Below are 20,242 nucleotides of genomic sequence, written 5' to 3' on the forward strand. Positions count from 1 at the left end.
TTACACTGAATGAGTAATTTCAAAAAACTAGCCGGACAAACCGCAGTTTATGGCCTGAGCAGCATTCTCGGCCGATCGATTAATTTTTTAATGATCATCGTGTACACCGAATACCTCACTAAAGAGGCTATGGGGTCGTTCACGAGTATCTATGCGCTAGTAGGTTTTATGAATATCGTCTTTACCTATGGGATGGAGACTACTTTTTTTAGGTTCGCCACCGGCAAAAATCTAGACATTAAGAGCGTTTACAACTCTACCCAGTCCTTGCTCATCACGAGCACTCTCCTCTTAGGATCAGGATTGTACCTGATGGCCCCTTGGTTGGCAGAATGGTTAGAATATCCAGGACAGGCCTATTTATTCCGATGGACCGCGTTGATCTTGTCCTTTGATGCGATTCTGGCAATTCCATTTGCTAAGCTCCGCTTAGAAAACAAAGCCTTGATCTTCGCAGGAACGAAGATTTTGAATATATTAATTAACATTTTCTTCAATCTCCTTCTGATCGTTGGGTTTCCTTACTTGATCTCAACTGGAACGATTCCTGAAGGGTTTATTGGTTACCGATCCGATTGGGGAGTGGAATATATTCTACTTTCAAACCTATTTGCGAATGGCCTGATCATTCCATTTGTATGGTGGAAAGCCGGTTTCTTCAAGTTTCAGTTGGAAAAAACCATCATCAAGCCTATGTGGTCATACTCCATTCCACTCCTATTCATGGGATTAGCAGGAGTTACGAATGAGCTATTTTCCAGATTCTTGTTTGAATATGTACTACCTCCAAATTTCTATGCAGGTCTTTCTGCCCGGGAGGCAGGTGGAGTTTTTGGAGCCAATTTCAAGCTTGCAATCTTGATGAATTTGGTGATCCAGGCATTCAAATATGCTGCAGAACCATTTTTCTTCAAGCAATCTGCAGATAAAAATTCTCCTATGCTTTACGCCAAAGTAATGCATGCCTTCATTCTATTTTGTACCGTATTAATGATTGCTATTTCTGTAAATCTGGAATGGATGGGACCACTATTTTTGAGACAGCCTGGATATGAAGAAGGGCTCTACATCGTTCCCACACTTCTGATGGGTTACCTACTTCTTGGAATCTATTTCAATCTTTCGATCTGGTTCAAAATCACTGATCAGACTAAATATAGTTTCTGGATCACCTTAGTTGGAGCGATACTCACCATTGTGATAATCTTCGTTTTCGTGCCGATCTGGGGATACATGGGTGGAGCGCTCAGTACGATTTCCTGTTACTTGGTGATGTGCCTATTATGCTACTTTTATGGTCAAAAACATTACCCCATTCCTTATCAGACAGCAAAAGGCGTCTTTTATCTTTTAATCTCTTTTGCCGTGAGTTACTTGGGTTTTTATTTAAATCTGGGCGTGCCTGCATTGAATTTCTTAGCGAAAAACAGCCTTATTCTACTTTATATCGGGCTAATTTTCTTACTGGAAAAAGATCAGATTATGTCCTTTTTGCCAAAAAACAAAAAACCATAGTATTTAATTTTAGTGATTGGGATCATTTATGAAACAATTATCGTTAGCAAACCAAATGACCCAAAAAACACTTTAAGTATTTCATTCCTACTTACAAACAAACTCGAATTGCATAAAAGGCATTATGTTTGTGAATTCAAGCTGCAGTCCCTATTTCCCGTGAATTTCAAAAGAACCATCCTCATATTTCTACTTGTCGCACTAGGCTCTTCAGCAAGTTTTGCGCAAGAAAAGCTTTCCAAAAAAGAGCGTAAGGCACAATTGAACGAATCTCAAGGCACTCGCTATTTCATCGAAGGTGAGAAAAACCTAGTGCTTGATGATCTGGAGAAGGCATTTTTCTACTTTCAGAAGGCAATGGAGTTTTCCCCTGAGGAGCCAGCCATTCATTATAAAATAGCAGAGATTTTAGTGAAGGCTAATCAAGCTGAAAAAGCAATGCCTTACGCAACTAGAGCTGCTGAACTAGATCCCGAAAACAAGTACTATTCCTTAATGCTTGCTGAGATCTACACGAATCTTAAGCAACCACTCAAAGCAGCTGAAATACTTGAACAATTGACTGCTGATGGGGAAAACAATCAGCAATACAACTTAGACCTAGCTTCTATTTACCTCAATACCTCAGAGCTTGACAAAGCTTTAATTGTATTGGATCGAGCAGAAGAATTCTATGGCGTAATGGAACCGATCACGATTCAAAAGCAGCGGATTTATTTGAACAATAATAACCTGAGTAAAGCGATAGATGAAGGTAAAAAGCTCGTAGAGGCTCGTCCAGGCAACCCTGCCTATGTCATGAACCTAGTTGAGATTCTCTACAACAACAATCTTGTGGATCAGGCGTTAGACTTGGTTTTTGGTGAAATAAAAAAATATCCGAATCAACCAGAATTGCAGATGGCGGCTCACACGCTATTGAAAGACAAAGGAGACATAGAAGTATCAAACCATCATTTATATACGGCATTTGCCAGTCCTGATCTTGACCCTGAAGTCAAATCAAAGGCTTTTGTGAGCATTCTGAATGAAATAAAAACGCAGGAGCGAGAGTTTTTACTAGATAGTTTGGAGACGTTGATGACAAGCTCAACTCCAGAAAATGCAGCTATTTATGAAGCATTAGGAGAGAGAAAAATAAAAGAAGAGAGGATAGCAGAAGGATTGGAATACTTTAAAAAATCACTGTTGATCAATCCGAAAAATGCCAAATTACTGGAGCAAGTGATTTTAGGATCTTTTGGTGAAGATGCTGACTTTAATGAACTAGAGAAATTCACCATCTTGGGTGTGGATGAATTCCCTCAAAACCCTGAGTTCTGGTTTTATGATGGTGTAGTGAAATCTGCTCAAAAGAAAGATGAAGAAGCTGTAATCTCTCTGAAAAAGGCCATCGAACTTAACTCCAACAAAAATCCTCAATTAGACCAGGTAGCTTTCGGTTCCCTAGGGAATTCATTATATAATCTTGGAGAGAAGGAAGAAGCTTTTCAGAATTTCGATAAGGCTTTGGCTCTCAATCCCAATGACGAGCAGGTGTTAAATAATTATTCCTATTTCCTTTCATTGGAAAAGAAGGATTTAGATAAGGCAAAGACCATGTCTGATAAAGTTGTGAAGAGATTTCCAGACAATGGCACTTTCCTTGATACACATGCTTGGGTTCTATTCCAAATGCAGGATTACGAGGGAGCCAAGAAATTTATGGATTTGGCCATGAAGCATGAAGATCAGCCTAGCGGGGTGATGCTTGAGCATTATGGCGACATTTTATTTCACCTCGGCAAGAAGAATGAGGCACTCAGTTATTGGAAAAAAGCAGAAGGAACACCTGAAGCTTCAGATAAACTTTCACAGAAAATAAAAGAAGGAAAATACCATGAATAAACTTTTTGCAGGATTTGTACTATTCATCGGCTTAGGCCTTCTTTTCTCCTGCTCCAAAAAGACGATAGTCTATCAGGCAGATGGTAAAATGGAAGATTTCTCCCCTGTTTACACGGACTATGACTACATGAGCGCCAAAGCCAAAGTAGTGATCGAAGAAGAATCCGGGAAGATAACCCGAGGAAGTATGAATCTTCGCGCCAAAAAAGATTCAGTACTCTGGTTTATTATTTCACCAGGTATGGGAATGGAAGCTGTAAGAGGCTTAATCACTCAGGATAAAATTCAAATCCAAGACCGAATAGGAAAAGAAAATGTGAATCTCACTTACAAGGAATTTGAGTCAATCTACGGATTGAAATTATCACTTGATATATTCCAAAATGTACTTTTCGCCAATCCCCCCCATCAAGTAGATTACAAAGATCGGTTGGTACGTGTTGGCAAAGCTTTTGAACTTACTCAAGTAAGAGATAAAGTACGCTATTTCTCAAAAGTGGATGTGAACTATAGAAAAGTTTCTGAGTTGGTGAGCAACTCCTTGGATGACAGAGGCTCATTGTTAGCGAGTTACGCCACATTTCAGGATATCGAGGGGAAACCTTTTCCTTTTGAGGTTCTCTACAAACTTGCCTATCAGCTTCCTGAAGGCGGACAAAACACCATTATCCATGTAGAATGGACTTCTGTCGACCCGCGCGCAGAACCACTTAGCTTCCCATTCAAATTTTGAATTGCATGTTCCGCAAACACCTAATTCCATTTAGTTTTCTGATTGGATTACTCTTTTTTTCTGCAGTTGATCTTGCTGCGCAAACTAGCATTACACGTGAGGAACTTGAAAAACAGAAAGCTGAAGTGCAAGCTCGTCTGCAGGAATTTGATAAAATCCTGAAGCAAACCACTGCTACCAAGAAAAATTCTATCGGAGAGTTAAATGCAGTGACTCGACAGTTTCAAACTCAAAACAGATTGGTAAACACGCTTGATAGAGAAGTAAAACTGATCAATCAGGAAATCAACGAAACTGAATCGAAAATTTCCAGCTTAGAAAGTCAGCTAGTAGAATTGAAGGCAGAGTACGGACGTATGATTTATAATGCATCAAAACTGAATCGTGGACTATCAATCGTTTCTTTTGTTTTCAGTTCTGCCAATTTCAATCAGCTCTATTCTAGACTGATGTACCTCAAGCAATACACAGATAGTCGAAAACAACAGGCTGCACAGATCGAGAAATTAAGTCTGGAGCTGATCGATCAACGCGCTTTGCTGGATGATAAAAAAGTAGAGAAGGAAAAAGTACTGGCAGAGGAGCAAAAAGAAAGAGCTGCGTTGGATAAAATGAAGCGGGAGCAACAAGGGCTCGTTAATACTTTGACCAGCAAGGAGAAAGACATCAAGAAGCAGATCACTGCTACCAAAAAGCAACAAGATCAACTGAATAGGATGATCAAAAAGGTGATTGAGGATGAAATCAAACGAGCGGAAGCAGCGGCTAAAAAAGAAAATAGCACAGCTACCAAATCTTCCGGAAGTAGTATGCCAATGACCCCTGAAGTCGCAGCACTCTCCAATTCATTTGCCGGAAACAAAGGAAGGCTGCCTTGGCCTGTAGAAACTGGATTTGTGTCTCAGGGATATGGCACTTACCCTCACCCTACCCTCAAAGGTATCACTATGGAAAGTGATGGGCTAGATATACGAACACAGCCTAATTCCAATGTACGGGCGGTATTTGATGGAACGGTAACAAAAATCACAACTATGCCTGGATTTGGAGGCACAGTCATCATCAAACATGGGGAGTATTATACCATGTATAGTAAGCTGAAAACCATTACTGTAAAATCGGGACAAACTGTAAGTGCAAAAGACGTAATTGGGCAGGTTGCTACAGGTGCAGATGGCGAATCGGAAGTACATTTTCAGACATGGAAAGGCCTGACTGTAATGAATCCTTCCACATGGCTAACATCCAAGTAGCACGGAATTGCGTATATTCATAAAAAAGATGGATTGCTTACCGCTGAACTTTGTGTAAGCGGAACACAATTATATCTTTGTATCCACATTTACCCTTAAACACACACCATCATGACTACATTAGGTTTCATTCAAAACATGGGCGGTGGCTCGATCGTATTGATCGTATTGGTCGTCCTTCTATTGTTTGGTGCTAAAAGAATACCTGAATTGGCTCGTGGCCTTGGCCGTGGTATCAGAGAATTTAAAGATGCTACCAAGGACATTCAGAACGACCTAGAGGAAGGTCTGAAAGACGACAAGAAAAAGTAATCTCTTAAGCCAAGGAAATTGGAAAAATTCATCTCATTCGACGAAATTAAAAAATCGCTCGAAAAGAAGGAAAGTGACTGTCGCGCGATAGTCCAATATTATTTAAAAAACATTCAGACGAAGGCGCATTTAAACGCCTTCGTCGAAGTTTATGAGCAATCCGCTTTAGCGCAGGCTGATCTTATCGATCAGAAATTAGCTAATGGAAACGCTGGTAAACTTGCCGGAATGGTCATCGGCATCAAAGATGTACTTTGCTACTCTGGCCATGAGGCAAATGCTTCCTCCAAAATTCTTAACGGTTTCGAATCTCAATTCACCACGACGGCGATCCAACGATTGCTGGATGAGGACGCTATTATTATCGGAAGACTGAATTGTGATGAATTTGGTATGGGAAGCTCCAATGAGAATTCTGCACATGGAAAAGTATTGAATGCTGCAGATGAATCACGTGTTCCAGGAGGTTCATCGGGAGGTTCTGCTGTAGCTGTACAAGCTAATCTTTGCACCATTTCTTTGGGAACTGATACAGGTGGATCTGTCCGACAACCAGCAGCTTTTACTGGTGTGATTGGCATGAAACCAACATATTCTCGTGTTTCCCGCTGGGGGCTAATAGCTTATGCATCATCCTTTGATTGTATTGGTGTTTTTTCCAGAACGGTTAAAGACAATGCGCTTGCTATGGAAATCATGGCTGGCCACGATGAATACGACAGCACTTCTTCCAGGAAATCTGTACTTCCTTACAGTGAGCTTCTGCATTTTGACAAAAAAGCGAAAGTAGCCTACCTAAAAGAGACCTTTGAATCATCAGCTTTACAGCCAGAAATCAAAGCGAATACAGTCGCAGTTTTAGAAAACCTAAAATCAGAAGGACATACTGTAGAAGAGGTAAGTTTCCCACTTCTTGACTACATTCTTCCTACCTACTATATTCTGACTACGGCAGAAGCAAGTTCGAACTTATCTCGATTTGACGGAGTGAAATATGGCTATAGAACCCCAAATGCCCACAACTTAGAAAGCATGTATAAGCTGACTCGGAGTGAGGGATTTGGAGAGGAAGTGAAGCGCAGAATTATGCTTGGCACCTTCGTCTTAAGTGCTAGCTATTACGACGCCTATTTCACCAAAGCACAGAAGGTCAGAAGATTAATAAAAGACTTCACTGAAGATCTTTTAAATGATTATGACTATATTATTATGCCAACTACGCCATCTACGGCGTTTAAGTTTGGTGAGCATAGTGGTGATCCGGTAGCAATGTATCTGGAAGATTTATTTACAGTACAAGCTTCAGTATCTGGAGTCCCATCTATTTCTCTTCCAAATGGAAAAGATGAGCAAGGAATGCCGATTGGTTTGCAGGTTATTTGCAACTCATTCAAAGAAGCAGAGCTTTACTCATTTAGTAATTACTTGACTGAATTAACATCATAAAACCCTTTTTACCAATGAAAAGACCTTCGTTCAGAACCTTCACACTTGCGCTTACCACATGTTTGATCCCTCTGTCTCAGGCCTTTTCGCAGGACGATTCTTCGGTAGCTGCCGCTCCGCTGTTGGATGAAGAAGTCCTCCCAAATTATCATTACGAATACATTCCAGATTTCACCTATAAGGAAATTGAGACTCGTGTGAAAGCAATGGATCACGAAATGTCATTTGAGTTGAATGACCGTATTTTTTCCTTTATCCAATATTTTACTGTAAGAAATAGAGACTATACCAAAATGGTCTTGGCCCGAAAAGAGCTATTTTTTCCAATGTTCGATGAGACGATGGCAAAACATGAAATGCCACTCGAAATCAAATATTTGTCAATTATCGAATCAGGACTTGACCCGCAAATTCGTTCTCGCGTAGGTGCAATGGGACTATGGCAGTTTATGCCAGCTACAGGCAGGATGTATGGGATGAATACCAATTCAGAAGTGGATGATAGAATGGATCCAGAGCTATCTACGGAAGCAGCGGCTAAGTATTTAAAGTCCCTTTATCGAATGTTCGGCGATTGGGAAGTAGCCATGGCAGCCTATAATTGTGGTCCCGGTAACGTCAGAAAAGCAATTAGAAGATCCGGCGGAAAAAAGACCTTCTGGGGTATTTACAACTATTTACCAAGAGAAACCCGAAGCTACGTACCACAGGTTCAAGCGATGCTATACATCTTAAATCACCTGGAAGAACATAATTTCCACCCTGAAGATCCGACCTACGTAGTGGAATATGAGAAAATCCGTTTTGACAGAGCACTAAGCCTTGATAAGCTTGCTGAGCTCACCAATCTTTGTGTATCTGATCTGAAGACGCTAAATCCTGCCATTAAGAATACAAAGCTTCCGGAAAGTAATAGAACCATGGCATTGCGAATCCCTAAGTCAAAAGTGCCTTACATCAAGGAAAATTTAGCTTGGCTGAACGACTCACTAAACAATGCTCCTACTGTCCTACTTGCATCTAATGTAGCCTTGATGTCAGTAGAAGATCTTGCTCAGGAGATTAAGCAAAGTGGTACAATATATAAAGTGAGATCAGGAGATGTATTGGGATCAATAGCTCAACGACATGGCGTCTCGGTCACACAACTTAAGTCTTGGAACAACCTTTCCTCAAATTTAATCCGCGTTGGTCAGACCTTACACATCAATTCTGGCATGTCAGGGAATATTGCCTCGACCCAAACAAATGCTGCTGGGCAAACTACCTATGTGGTCCAGCCGGGAGACTCATTATGGATTATTTCAAGAAAGCATCAAGGCCTGACGGTGGAGCAAATCAAAAGGCTAAACAATCTTAATTCTAACAATATTAAGCCTGGGCAAAAGCTAATTATTGGCTAATTCTAGGCAGATTCCTCCTTAGATTGTTAATTTTTTTTAACTATTGGCTTTATTTAATCCTAAATAAGGATATCTGTTTTTATGTCATTAATTTGAGGTAACACAAGAACCAAACAACCAAAAATGAAAACCTTTTCATCTATTCTCATAGCCCTAGTTATGGGTGTTTCTCTAGTTTCTTGCGAAACTGATGGAAGCTCAACAGATAGTACAAAGCCAAAAGCGAGGGGATCGATTGGGGAAATCATCTTAGTAATCGACTCCGTCAAATGGGCCGGCCCTGTTGGCGAACAGCTTAAGGAAATCTTCGAATCCGATATACCTGGTATGTTTCGCCCCGAAGCTAGATTCAAAGTAAATACGGTAGACCCAAGAGCGATGACACGAATTCTCAAAATGTCAACGAACTTAGTTTATGTAACCACTTTTGACGACAAAGGCTCAGCTAGTCAAGTGATTAATGCGCAATTCTCAAAAGAATCCAAAGAAAAAGCGATGAACGACCCTTCCATTTATTCCTTGAGAATGGAAGATGAATATGCGATCGGTCAGGAAGTCCTTTACCTGTTTGGGAACACAGAGGATCAACTTATTCAAAATTTGAAGAAGAACAGTGGACGCCTACAAAACCTATTCGAAGTAAGGGAAAGAGGAAGATTGGAAAAAATTATTCTAGCAAGGAAAAATTCTGCAGCTGATTTTGAAGCCAAAAAGAATCTTGGAATAGAAATCAACGTACCTGCTTCATATCAGGTAGCCAAGTCGGAGGATGACTTTCTTTGGGTAAGACAAATCACTCCAACTGCTAATCGAGCTGATATCAGTTTATTTTTTTACGAGACAGATTACACTTCTGAGGAGCAGACATTTCCTGCAAACATCCTCACACTCAGAGACTCTATCACGAAACAGTACATTTTTGGAGATCCAGAAGACCCTACCTCCTACGTGGTATCTGAAAAACAAGTCCCGCCAGCTTTCAGAAACATGGTGATTAATGATAATTTTACCACAGAAATAAGAGGCGCCTGGAAAACAAACAATACAAGCATGGGTGGATCCTTTCTAGGATACATCATGGTTGATCAGAAAAAAGGAAAACTTTATTACATTGAAGGGTTCGTATTTTATCCAAATGAAATACACAGAGATGCCCTCCGTGAGATCGAGACCATTCTTCTCAACACAAATGTGAGTTGGAAAGAGGACCAGGGGGCTTAAAACCCAAATCATACTAGCTTTTATGGCAATCAAAATCCGAAAGGAAGACGCATTAAACTATCATACGCAAGGTTCACCTGGCAAAATTGAAGTAAATCCTACAAAGCCGCTTTCCAGTCAAATGGACCTTGCGCTTGCTTACTCACCTGGAGTAGCAGAACCATGTAAAGAAATCGCAGCAGATGTAGAAAACGTCTATAAATACACTGCAAAAGGCAATCTGGTTGGTGTAATATCAAATGGCACAGCAGTGCTCGGTCTTGGGGACATAGGCCCAGAGGCGTCAAAGCCAGTGATGGAAGGCAAAGGAGTACTCTTCAAAAAGTTCGCTGGTATCGATGTGTTTGACATTGAGATCAATGAAAAAGATCCAAAAAAGATAATACAAATTATAAAATCCCTAGAACCTACTTTTGGAGGGATAAATCTTGAGGACATCAAAGCACCGGAATGTTTTGAAATAGAAACAGAGCTTAAAAAGGAAATGAACATTCCTGTCATGCATGATGATCAGCATGGCACCGCAATTATCTCGGGAGCAGCATTACTTAATGCCCTTGAAATTGTAGATAAAGATATTTCCAAAATCAAATTAGTCGTGAATGGTGCAGGTGCTGCAGCTATTTCATGTACTCGCTTTTATATTTCCCTCGGCATTCTAAAAGAAAACATTGTCCTGTGTGACATTGTAGGGATTCTGCGATCTGACAGAACTGATCTGGATGAGATTAGAAGAGAATTTGCTACAGATAGGGATCTGCATACACTTTCTGATGCCCTTAAAGATGCTGATGTGTTTTTGGGCCTTTCTGCAGGAAATATTGTGAACCAGGATCAATTGAGATTGATGGCTCCAAATCCTATTGTGTTTGCCTTAGCAAATCCAGACCCTGAAATCTCCTACGACCTAGCAATCGCAACCCGCGAAGATATTATCATGGCTACAGGCAGATCGGACCACCCTAACCAAGTGAATAATGTATTGGGCTTCCCATACATTTTTCGTGGAGCTCTAGACGTGCGTGCTACAGGAATCAACGAAGCCATGAAACTTGCCGCCGCACACGCCATCGCTAAACTTGCTAAGGAACCCGTTCCAGATATTGTCAATAAAGCTTACGGTGAGGATAAACTCGGCTTTGGTAGACTATATCTAATTCCAAAACCACTTGATCCGCGATTGATTACTACCATCGCTCCTGCAGTAGCCAAAGCTGCCATGGAAACAGGTGTTGCAAAATATCCGATTAAAGATTGGGACGCTTACGAACTTGAACTTCAGGAGAGAATTGGCATAGACCAGAGACTCATGTCTGTAGTCATCGCCAGAGCAAAGAAAAATCCAAAACGCGTAGTATTTGCAGAGGCAGATAATAGAAAAATCCTCAAAGCCGCTCAGATTATTCGTGATGAAAAAATAGGGGAGCCAATTTTGCTCGGTAACCGCGAGAAAATATTAGCGCTTATCGAAGACAATTCCTTGGATCTAACCAATGTCACCATCATTGATCCGATGGAAGAAAAAGCATTGCTGAAGAAATTCGCAGACATGCTTTTCAACAAAAGGCAAAGAAAAGGGATGACTGTGGGTGACGCCGCTAGGCTAGTGACTCAGAGAAATTACTTTGGTGCACTGATGGTAGAATCGGGTGCAGCAGATGCTTTTATCTCCGGACTTACGCGTGATTATCCAAAAACTATCCTGCCTTCACTTCAGACCATTGGCGTAAAACCGGGTGTAAACCGAGTGGCAGGTATGTATATTATGAATACGCCAAAAGGCCCTTATTTCTTCGCTGATGCTACAGTCAACCTGAATCCAACAGCTGAAGAATTGGTGGAAATCATTGGCTTAACGGCAGATGCGGTAAGATTCTTTAATATGGAGCCAAGAATTGCTATCCTTTCTTATTCCAATTTTGGATCAGCCCAAGGGGATATACCAGGAAAAATGGCCAAAGCCACAGCCATTGCCCAGAAGAAATATCCAGATTTGGTGATCGAAGGGGAAATGCAAGCCAACGTAGCGATCAACGAAGATATCCAACGCGAGATGTATCCTTTCTCCAAATTGATCAATAAGCGCGCGAATACGTTGATTTTCCCTGATCTTAGCTCTGGCAACATTGCTTACAAGCTACTTGCAGAACTTGGAAACTCAGAGGCAATTGGACCAATTTTGCTAGGGATGAACAAACCTGTCCATATTCTTCAGTTAGGTAGCTCAATTAGAGAAATAGTGAATATGGTAGCTGTAGCGGTAGTAGATGCACAATCCACAAACACACTATGATCGACTACCTAAGAGGCAAACTTGTTTTCAAAGACCCTACCTATGTCATCATCGATGTAAATGGAATAGGCTATCATGTCAAAATATCCCTTCAAACTTATTCTGAAATAAAGGATGAGGAGCAGATCAAGCTCCTCACCTACCTTCATATCAAAGAAGACGCACATACACTTTTTGGTTTCAAACAAGAAGATGAAAAGCGACTATTTTTACTATTACTTTCTATCAATGGCGTTGGTCCTAGTACCGGACTGATGATTCTTTCCTCCCTGAGCTCATTGGAAATCGAGCAGGCAATTTTAGCTGGTGACGTAGCTACTATACAGCATGTCAAAGGGATAGGTGCAAAAACTGCTCAACGGATAATTTTAGAACTGAAAGATAAAGTAGGTAAAGGCGGATCAGAAGGTTCAACTACCTCACTTGGATTTTTGAAATCAGGCAATAAAATCCGCGAGGAAGCGTTACAAGCACTCATTACGCTGGGTTTCCCAAAAGCCGCCGCAGAGAAAAACATAGCGGCAATCCTCAAAAAAACCACTGGAGAAATTTCGTTAGAAGATTTAATTAAAGCATCTTTAAAGACATCATAATTTTACGTTGTATTGAACTTTTGGAGTGTACTGACTTTTTTCGGGAGGAGGTTTCTCAGTAGTTGGCCTGAAGTAATATTTCTTTTTGGTCTTCTGCTAGCCTATTCCGCTTCTGAGGCTCAACAAACCAATCCTGACAGTATTCAGTCTCGGATTGATTCTTTGAATCGAAGGAGACTAGCCCCCTCGTATTTGCTTTGGCAAAATCTGAGGACAAATCCCCTATTCCCTTCCCGAAACCCTTTTCTACAGTCTCAAAACCCATTCTTCCAAACAAATCCGATTACACAAAATGTGGAAGTGAAAGTCGATTCCGTGCTTCGATACAATGTAGTCGACCAAATTGACACAGTGAGAGTTGGGAATGAGCAGGAATATGATTTTGAGCAATTTTCAAAAATTCAGGAGTACAAAGTCAGGCAGGACTATTGGCGCAGTAGAGCCCGCGGTGGGGATGGTGAAAGTGCCGTAGAAGGTCGAGGGTTAATTCCTCCGCTTACGGTGAGTCCGTCTTTGGATAGGCTATTCGGTGGTAGTGAAATCAATATTGTGCCGTCAGGATACGTAAACCTTGATTTTGGAGCAATCTTCCGACGTGTAGATAATCCGACCCTACCGATACGACAGCAACAAAACGGAGGATTCAACTTTGATCAGCAAATCCAAATGGCCGTTAATGGCTCATTGGGAGAAAAAGTGAAAATCGGGGCAAATTTCGATTCCAATAATTCCTTCGACTTTCAAAACCAAATGAAGCTTGAATTTGACGGTTTCGAAGAGGATATCATCCAATCCATTGAAATTGGTAATGTCAGTATGCCGACGCAAAACCGATTAATCCAAGGAGCTCAAAATCTTTTCGGAGTAAAAACACAACTCCAGTTCGGTAAATTAACTGCAACTGCAGTAGCGTCCACTCAGAGAGGCCGACGTGATAATTTGACGATTGACGCCAATGGACAAGGCAGATCATTTGACATTCAAGCCTCGAAGTACGATGATAACAGACATTTCTTTATAGGACATTTCTTTCGGGACAACTATGAAAAATGGCTAAGAGGACTTCCTCAGGTGCTTTCTGGAGTGAATGTGACCAGAATTGAAGTTTATATCATGAACAGAGCCGCAAATACTGAAACACTTCGGAATTTTGCCGCTTTCATGGATTTGGGTGAGGGACGAGTGATCTACAACCCCACCAATCCAAACATAGGCACAGGGAACCCAAGCTCAGCTGCTTCCAATTCTGCCAATAACCTGTATTCCAATATTTCCAGCAATCCAGCCTTCCGCCCTTTTGACACAGGATCAAGGGCGATGGAATCCAGTTTAGGCATTAGAAAAGGAGTAGACTTTGAGCAGATTAATGGAGCAAGAAAACTGGATCAAACGGAATATTTTTTCAATCCTCAACTTGGATACCTATCTCTTTTCAGACGTCTTCAAAATGATGAAGTACTCGCTGTATCTTACGAATACACCTACAATGGGCAAGTATATAAGGTGGGTGAACTCACTGAAGACTACCAAAACCGTCAGGAGGACGAGTTGATTTTCCTGAAATTACTTCGTCCAGCAAGAATTAACACCAAGGTTCCTACCTGGGACCTGATGATGAAAAACGTCTACAGTCTGAACGCAAATCAAATCACCCGTGATGGCTTTCAACTACAAGTAATCTACAGAGATGATAGAACAGGCCTAGACAACCCTTCGCTACTGGAGGGGGTGAATGTCAAAGACAAACCACTAATCAGGCTGACCGGACTCGATAATCTTAACCCTCAGAATGATCCAGCTCCAGATGGGAATTTTGACTTTGTTGAAGGACTCACCATACTCACAGATCGAGGATTACTGGTTTTTCCAGTCCTGGAACCTTTTGGTTCAAATCTAGAAAAATACTTCCAGCCAGGCGAAGTGGTGCTGAAAGACAAGTACGTTTATGACACGTTATACAAGACAACTCAAGCCGACGCAGAGCTAGTCACTAGACTAAATAAATATTTCATCAAAGGTCGACTGACAGCAGGGTCCGCCAGCGAAATTCAATTGCCTGGCTTAAATATTTCTCCAGGCTCTGTGATCGTGCAGGCAGGAAATATCCCACTAACAGAAGGAGTCGATTTTACGATTGATTACAATGTGGGCAGATTAGTCATCATTAATGAGGCCATCCTGCAATCTGGCAAGCAAATCAATGTGAGCTTCGAAAAAGCTGATTTGGTATCATTCCAAACCCGAAGCCTCCTTGGGACGCGGCTAGACTACCTTTTCAGTGACAAATTTAATCTTGGCGGAACTTTCCTTTACCTCAACGAAAGGCCGAATGTAACAAGGATTGCCACTGGTAGTGAAACCCTTCGAAATAGCATGTGGGGATTGGATGGGAATTTCAGCGATGAATCCCGCTGGCTGACCAAAATGGCAGATGCCTTGCCTTTTACAAGTACCAAAGAAACTTCCCTTGTCAATATAAGTGGGGAATTTGCTCACTTTATCCCAGGAACTTCAAACCAAGTAGATGGAGAACCTGCCTCATACATTGATGATTTTGAGGCCGCAATTACGCCTTATAACCTCGGAGGCGCAGCCAACCAAAATTGGAAACTTGCTTCTACCCCGCAGACTTTTGACGATAGATTTGATCTTAGCAATCAGACGGAAGATAACCTAGGAGCTGCATACCGAAGAGGCAGGGTGGCTTGGTATAATATTGACAATATTTTCTACAGAGAAAGTGGACCTGGCGTACCTCAGAATATTACAAGAGAGGATAGACAGAACCATTATGTGCGGAGGGTATTGCCTCAGGAGATTTTCCCTCAGCAAGATCGAGATGTAATTGTCACCCCGGAGCCCCTATTTGAGCTAGCTTTCTTTCCAAGTGAGCGAGGTATGTATAATTACAATACCGCGCTGACGACCGATGGCTATCTCCCCAATCCCAAATTGAATTATGGTGGTGTTACCAGAGCAATCACTACCGAAGTGGATTTTGACCGGACGAATATAGAATACATAGAATTCTGGCTATTGGATCCGTTTATTGATGGGGAAAATGGAAAAGTATTAGATGGGATTTTCAACCAAAACAACACGACAGGTGGTAAGTTGACTATAAATCTGGGAGATATTTCTGAAGACTTGATGAAAGACGGAAGACACTCTTTCGAAAATGGTCTTCCTGCTGATGGAGATCCAGCAGAAACTGGACAAGACGAATGGGGAAGAATTACCCGTGAGCAATTCCTACTTCCTGCCTTTGACAATTCGGAGACTTCTCGCCAAAATCAAGACGTAGGCCTTGATGGTCTCAAGAATGAAGACGAAGCTGAATTTTTTGCCAGTAGATTTTTGAATCGTCTGAATGTCAATGCAGATGCGAGGAGCCGGATTCTTGAAGACGTTTCATCGGATTTATTCAACTATTACCTGAGTGACACTTACGACCAACAGGATGCTAAAATATTAGAACGCTACAAAAAATTCAATGGCATGGAAGGCAATACGCCTGTCACGGCCAATGAAAATCTTCCCTATACGCCATCAGGCTCAAACACTCCTGACAATGAGGATCTGAACACTGACAATACCATCAACGAACTTGAGAATTACTACGCTTATGAAATGGATCTCAAGCCAGGTAACCTCGATGTTGGACAACAGTATATCGTAGATAAAACCACGGCAAATGTAAATGGCCAAAATGTAAATTGGTATTTATTCCGTATTCCAATCCGACAGCCAGATCGCGTCGAAGGAGATATCACAGGATTCAAATCCATCCGATGGATCAGAACTTACTTGTCTGGATTTGAGCAACCTGTAGTATTAAGAATGGCAAACTTCCGCATGGTAGGAAGTCAGTGGAGAGTTTTCCAGGAATCACTTTTTGAAAGAGGCCTCTTCGAAATCCCTGAGCCTGACAATTCAAATGTAACCGTGGATGTGGTAAGCATCGAGGAGAACAGTCAGGGAAGTGCGACAGAGAGTCCTTATGTCCTTCCTCCGGGGATTTTTAGAGATCGTGATAACACTTCAACTGTTGAACGTAGGCTGAATGAACAATCGCTGCGGATTTGTGTGGAAGATCTTGCTGCAAAGGATGCACGAGCGGTTTTCAAAAATGTCACGTTGGATTTGGTGCAATTTGAGCGAATCAAAATGTTCATTCATGCAGATAGTGAGGATGCAATGGACGATGAAATTACTGCCTTTTTAAGACTAGGAACTGATAACACGGACAACTATTACGAAATCGAAGTTCCACTTTTGATCACGCCCAAAGGCACAAGAGACCCTACTCAGATCTGGCCGCAAGAAAATGAAATTGACATAGCCATAGAGGACATTGTCGGGGTAAAAGTCGCTCGGGACAACCAGCATGTGCCACTGAATATTCCTTTTTCACAGCAAATAGGTAGATACAAAGTGACTGTGGTGGGTAGACCGGAATTGAGTCAATCTCAATCCTCCATGATAGGCGTGAGAAATCCAGGCACAAATGGAGGCGGAAGCCGAAGCCTATGTATCTGGGTAGATGAGTTGAGAGTAACTGGATTTACTAAATCTAATGGATGGGCTGCAAATGCTTTGATGAACGTAAAAATCGCTGATGTAGCAGTTGTTTCAGGATCTATTAGACACAACTCTATTGGATTTGGAGGATTGGAAACCAGACTTTCCCAAAGGGCAAGACAAGCAACCACCCAATATGATATCTCAACTAGTGTGGATATTCATAAGCTTTTACCCGAAGGGTTGGGCGTCAGCATTCCTCTGTATTTTTCTATCGAAAACAGCACGACTAAACCTGAATATGATCCTTTGAATCCAGATGTGCCGTTTGAGGTAGCGCTACAAAAATATGAAACTGCGGCTCAAAAAGAGGCCTATAGAAAAATCGCCTTAGATCAAATTAACCGTAAAAATGTAAGCTTTAATAACGTACGAAAACTTAAGACAAATCCAGATGCAAAAAGTCATTTCTATGACTTAAGTAATTTCTCCTTCTCGTATGCTTTTGGAATAATGAATCAGACCAATGCTCAGATTCAAGATTACAGCTACAAAACTTATAGGGGAAACGTAACATACAGCTTCCAGCCAAAGGCACTTACTATAGAACCATTTAAAAATGCTGGCTTTTTAGATTCTCCGCATTTAAGACTAATCAAGGACTTCAACCTGAATTTATCCCCTACTCTAGTTTTGGCTAGGTTAGATATTGATAGGAAACACTTAAGATCTCAATATAGAAATGATCAATTGAGTACCGCTGGAGTAGATCCTCTTTTCCAAAAAAGCTTCTTCATGAATCGATTTTATTCGGTGAATTGGGATCTGACAAAAAACCTGAGAGTAGATTATACAGGAAGTATTATGGCTGTGGTAGATGAACCTCAAGGCGATTTGGATACAGAGCAAAAATCTGATTCGGTTCGGTATAATGCGTGGAGATTTGGCCGAAAAACGAATTACAACCATACAGTATCTCTCAATTACACCCTTCCCCTGGATAAATCTCCGCTCACAGACTGGATCAGAGCAGATTATAAATACATCACTACCTACACTTGGCTTACCGGCGCAATCGGGCAAAAGGATACGCTGGGAAATACTATTCAGAACACTAGAGATCAATCACTTAATGGTAAGTTTGATCTTATAAAACTTTACAATAAGAACAAAAAACTGGCAGCTCTGAATGCACCTAAACGACCAAGTATTCCTGGTAGGTCGGGAGTAACTGCTGAAGATACCATTGGAACTCCTTTCACCAATAAACTTCTGAAAGCATTGATGATGGTGAAAGAGGTTACATTCAATTACGGGAAAATTGAGGGCACTTTCTTACCTGGTTACATGCCAAATACTGGACTATTAGGAATGGATCGAGCATTTGACAACCCAGGCTTTGCATTCCTATTTGGAAGTCAAGATCCGGCTATCCGAAATGAATTTGCCCAAGCAGGATTCATGGCTCCTAGTAGTGAGCTTACTCAGACCTTCAAACAAAGTAGCGTGATGAACATGAGATTTGGAAGTATTATTGAGCCTTTCCAAGACTTCAAAATCACGCTGAATGCCACTAAACGGGAAGTGGGAGATTATCAGGAAATATTCAGGAATTCCATGGACAATCCCGGCGTCTATGAATCCATCAGTCCCAATAGACTCGGCGCTTATAGTGTCACTACAATTATGATTGGAACCGCCTTTAGCAAAGATGGATTTGATAACGTATCGCCTCTTTTTGCAGATTTTGAAAATAATAGAGCAATCATCAAAAATCGACTGGATGGAATGACTACAGGTGGGGAATATGCAATCAATGGTCAGGATGTTTTGATCCCCGCTTTCATGGCAGCATACCGAGGTAAAGATGCTGCTACGTTCGATATGAATCCTTTCCCAAAAACACCTTTGCCAAACTGGCGCTTGGATTACAGAGGACTTTCCAGAATCAAAGCGCTAAGCGAGATATTCAGCAGCATCAATATTCAACATATGTATACCTCAACGTATGATGCCAGTAATTTCTCGAATTCACTTCAATACCAACAGGGGTTAGAGCTATACAATACACTTCAGAATATCCCTAGACCAACGCAAGTAAATGAAGAAGGTCAATACATTCCTATTTATGTACTCAACCAAGTTGTCTTAACCGAACGATTTGGCCCGTTGATTGGAATTGATATGTTGACAAAAGACAGATTAAATATTACCGTCAATTACAGCAAGGAGCGTAATCTAGGTTTGAATTTTTCTAACTCTCAGGTGACTGAACAAAAAAGTAGCGACTTTGGATTGTCTCTGGGTTATACCAAAGCTGGGGTAAAAGTTCCTTTTAAATTCCAAGGAAGACAGTCTGTATTGAAAAATGATCTCACCTTCAATTTAGATTCGAAAGTTGTTAGTACGAAACAGATTCAGCGAAAGATCGAGGAAGGTAGCACGGTGACGAGCGGAAATTTGAATATTTCCATCCGTCCTACAATTTCCTATCTCATCAATCAAAACCTAAATCTTACGCTTTACTTCGATAGAACTATTAATGATCCTCGAGTGACGACAGCCTACAAACGAACTTCGACAGCATTTGGAGGTCAACTTCGATTTAATTTAGGTCAATAGATTTTATCCTTACTTGATTCCTATTAATTTTGGCCCCTATATAACAATTTACAAACATGGATTTTCCTCAAGAACTAAAGTACACCAAAGACCACGAGTGGGTTAAAATAGATGGTGATGTAGCAACTATTGGAATCACAGAATTTGCCGCTGGTGAACTAGGTGATATCGTATATGTAGAAGTTGAAACATTGGGCGAAACATTGGATACCAATGAAGTTTTTGGGTCCGTAGAAGCGGTAAAAACTGTTTCTGATCTATTCATGCCTGTGTCAGGAGAGATTTTAGAAATTAATCCGGAATTGGAAGATTCTCCGGAATTGGTCAATGAATCACCTTACGAAAATGGCTGGATGATCAAAGTAAAGATTACCGGAGACTTACCCTCTGATTTGCTTTCAGCTGCAGAATATGCTGAGTTAGTAGGAGAATAAGAGGCATAT

At 41.2% G+C, this 20,242-nt stretch carries 12 protein-coding genes; all 12 read left to right on the plus strand.

What is annotated here, in order from left to right; all coding sequences use genetic code 11:
• Positions 1 to 9 precede the first annotated feature (9 nt).
• The 12 genes from AACZ87_RS11475 to gcvH all read left to right on the plus strand — a co-directional run bounded on the left by AACZ87_RS11475 (position 10) and on the right by gcvH (position 20,233).
• Positions 10 to 1,515, plus strand: a complete 1,506-nt coding sequence (locus AACZ87_RS11475) for an oligosaccharide flippase family protein (RefSeq protein WP_339867276.1) — start codon at positions 10 to 12, stop codon at positions 1,513 to 1,515.
• Positions 1,516 to 1,674: 159 nt separating this feature from the next.
• Positions 1,675 to 3,402 carry a tetratricopeptide repeat protein gene (locus AACZ87_RS11480; RefSeq protein WP_339867278.1) on the plus strand — a complete coding sequence of 576 codons (1,728 nt, stop codon included), beginning with the start codon at positions 1,675 to 1,677 and terminating at the stop codon, positions 3,400 to 3,402.
• Complete coding sequence (locus AACZ87_RS11485; protein ID WP_339867280.1) at positions 3,395 to 4,135, plus strand: DUF4292 domain-containing protein; 741 nt, start codon at positions 3,395 to 3,397, stop codon at positions 4,133 to 4,135. Before AACZ87_RS11480 ends, AACZ87_RS11485 begins: the two co-directional genes overlap by 8 nt.
• A gap of 5 nt (positions 4,136 to 4,140) precedes the next feature.
• Entirely contained in the window at positions 4,141 to 5,388 is a 1,248-nt protein-coding gene (locus tag AACZ87_RS11490) for a peptidoglycan DD-metalloendopeptidase family protein (RefSeq protein WP_339867282.1), read from the plus strand.
• 111 nt (positions 5,389 to 5,499) lie between these two features.
• On the plus strand, positions 5,500 to 5,700 hold the full coding sequence (locus AACZ87_RS11495; protein WP_111322719.1) for a twin-arginine translocase TatA/TatE family subunit: 201 nt from the start codon (positions 5,500 to 5,502) through the stop codon (positions 5,698 to 5,700).
• Positions 5,701 to 5,718: 18 nt separating this feature from the next.
• Positions 5,719 to 7,146, plus strand: coding sequence for an Asp-tRNA(Asn)/Glu-tRNA(Gln) amidotransferase subunit GatA (gene gatA / locus AACZ87_RS11500; RefSeq protein WP_339867286.1), 1,428 nt, complete (start codon positions 5,719 to 5,721; stop codon positions 7,144 to 7,146).
• Positions 7,147 to 7,160: 14 nt separating this feature from the next.
• Positions 7,161 to 8,549 (plus strand): LysM peptidoglycan-binding domain-containing protein, encoded by a 1,389-nt coding sequence (locus AACZ87_RS11505; RefSeq protein WP_339867288.1) that lies wholly within the window; start codon positions 7,161 to 7,163, stop codon positions 8,547 to 8,549.
• A gap of 123 nt (positions 8,550 to 8,672) precedes the next feature.
• Positions 8,673 to 9,770, plus strand: a complete 1,098-nt coding sequence (locus AACZ87_RS11510) for a DUF4837 family protein (protein WP_339867290.1) — start codon at positions 8,673 to 8,675, stop codon at positions 9,768 to 9,770.
• A 22-nt stretch (positions 9,771 to 9,792) separates the two neighbouring features.
• Positions 9,793 to 12,063 (plus strand): NADP-dependent malic enzyme, encoded by a 2,271-nt coding sequence (locus tag AACZ87_RS11515; protein ID WP_339867292.1) that lies wholly within the window; start codon positions 9,793 to 9,795, stop codon positions 12,061 to 12,063.
• On the plus strand, positions 12,060 to 12,656 hold the full coding sequence (gene ruvA, locus AACZ87_RS11520; protein ID WP_339867294.1) for a Holliday junction branch migration protein RuvA: 597 nt from the start codon (positions 12,060 to 12,062) through the stop codon (positions 12,654 to 12,656). The genes AACZ87_RS11515 and ruvA overlap by 4 nt, the downstream gene beginning before the upstream one ends.
• Before the next feature lie 141 nt (positions 12,657 to 12,797).
• On the plus strand, positions 12,798 to 19,799 hold the full coding sequence (gene sprA / locus AACZ87_RS11525; RefSeq protein WP_339867339.1) for a cell surface protein SprA: 7,002 nt from the start codon (positions 12,798 to 12,800) through the stop codon (positions 19,797 to 19,799).
• A 56-nt stretch (positions 19,800 to 19,855) separates the two neighbouring features.
• Entirely contained in the window at positions 19,856 to 20,233 is a 378-nt protein-coding gene (gene gcvH, locus AACZ87_RS11530) for a glycine cleavage system protein GcvH (protein WP_339867296.1), read from the plus strand.
• Positions 20,234 to 20,242 lie beyond the last annotated feature (9 nt).

It is taken from the genome of uncultured Algoriphagus sp., from assembly GCF_963974365.1.
Taxonomy (GTDB): Bacteria; Bacteroidota; Bacteroidia; order Cytophagales; family Cyclobacteriaceae; genus Algoriphagus.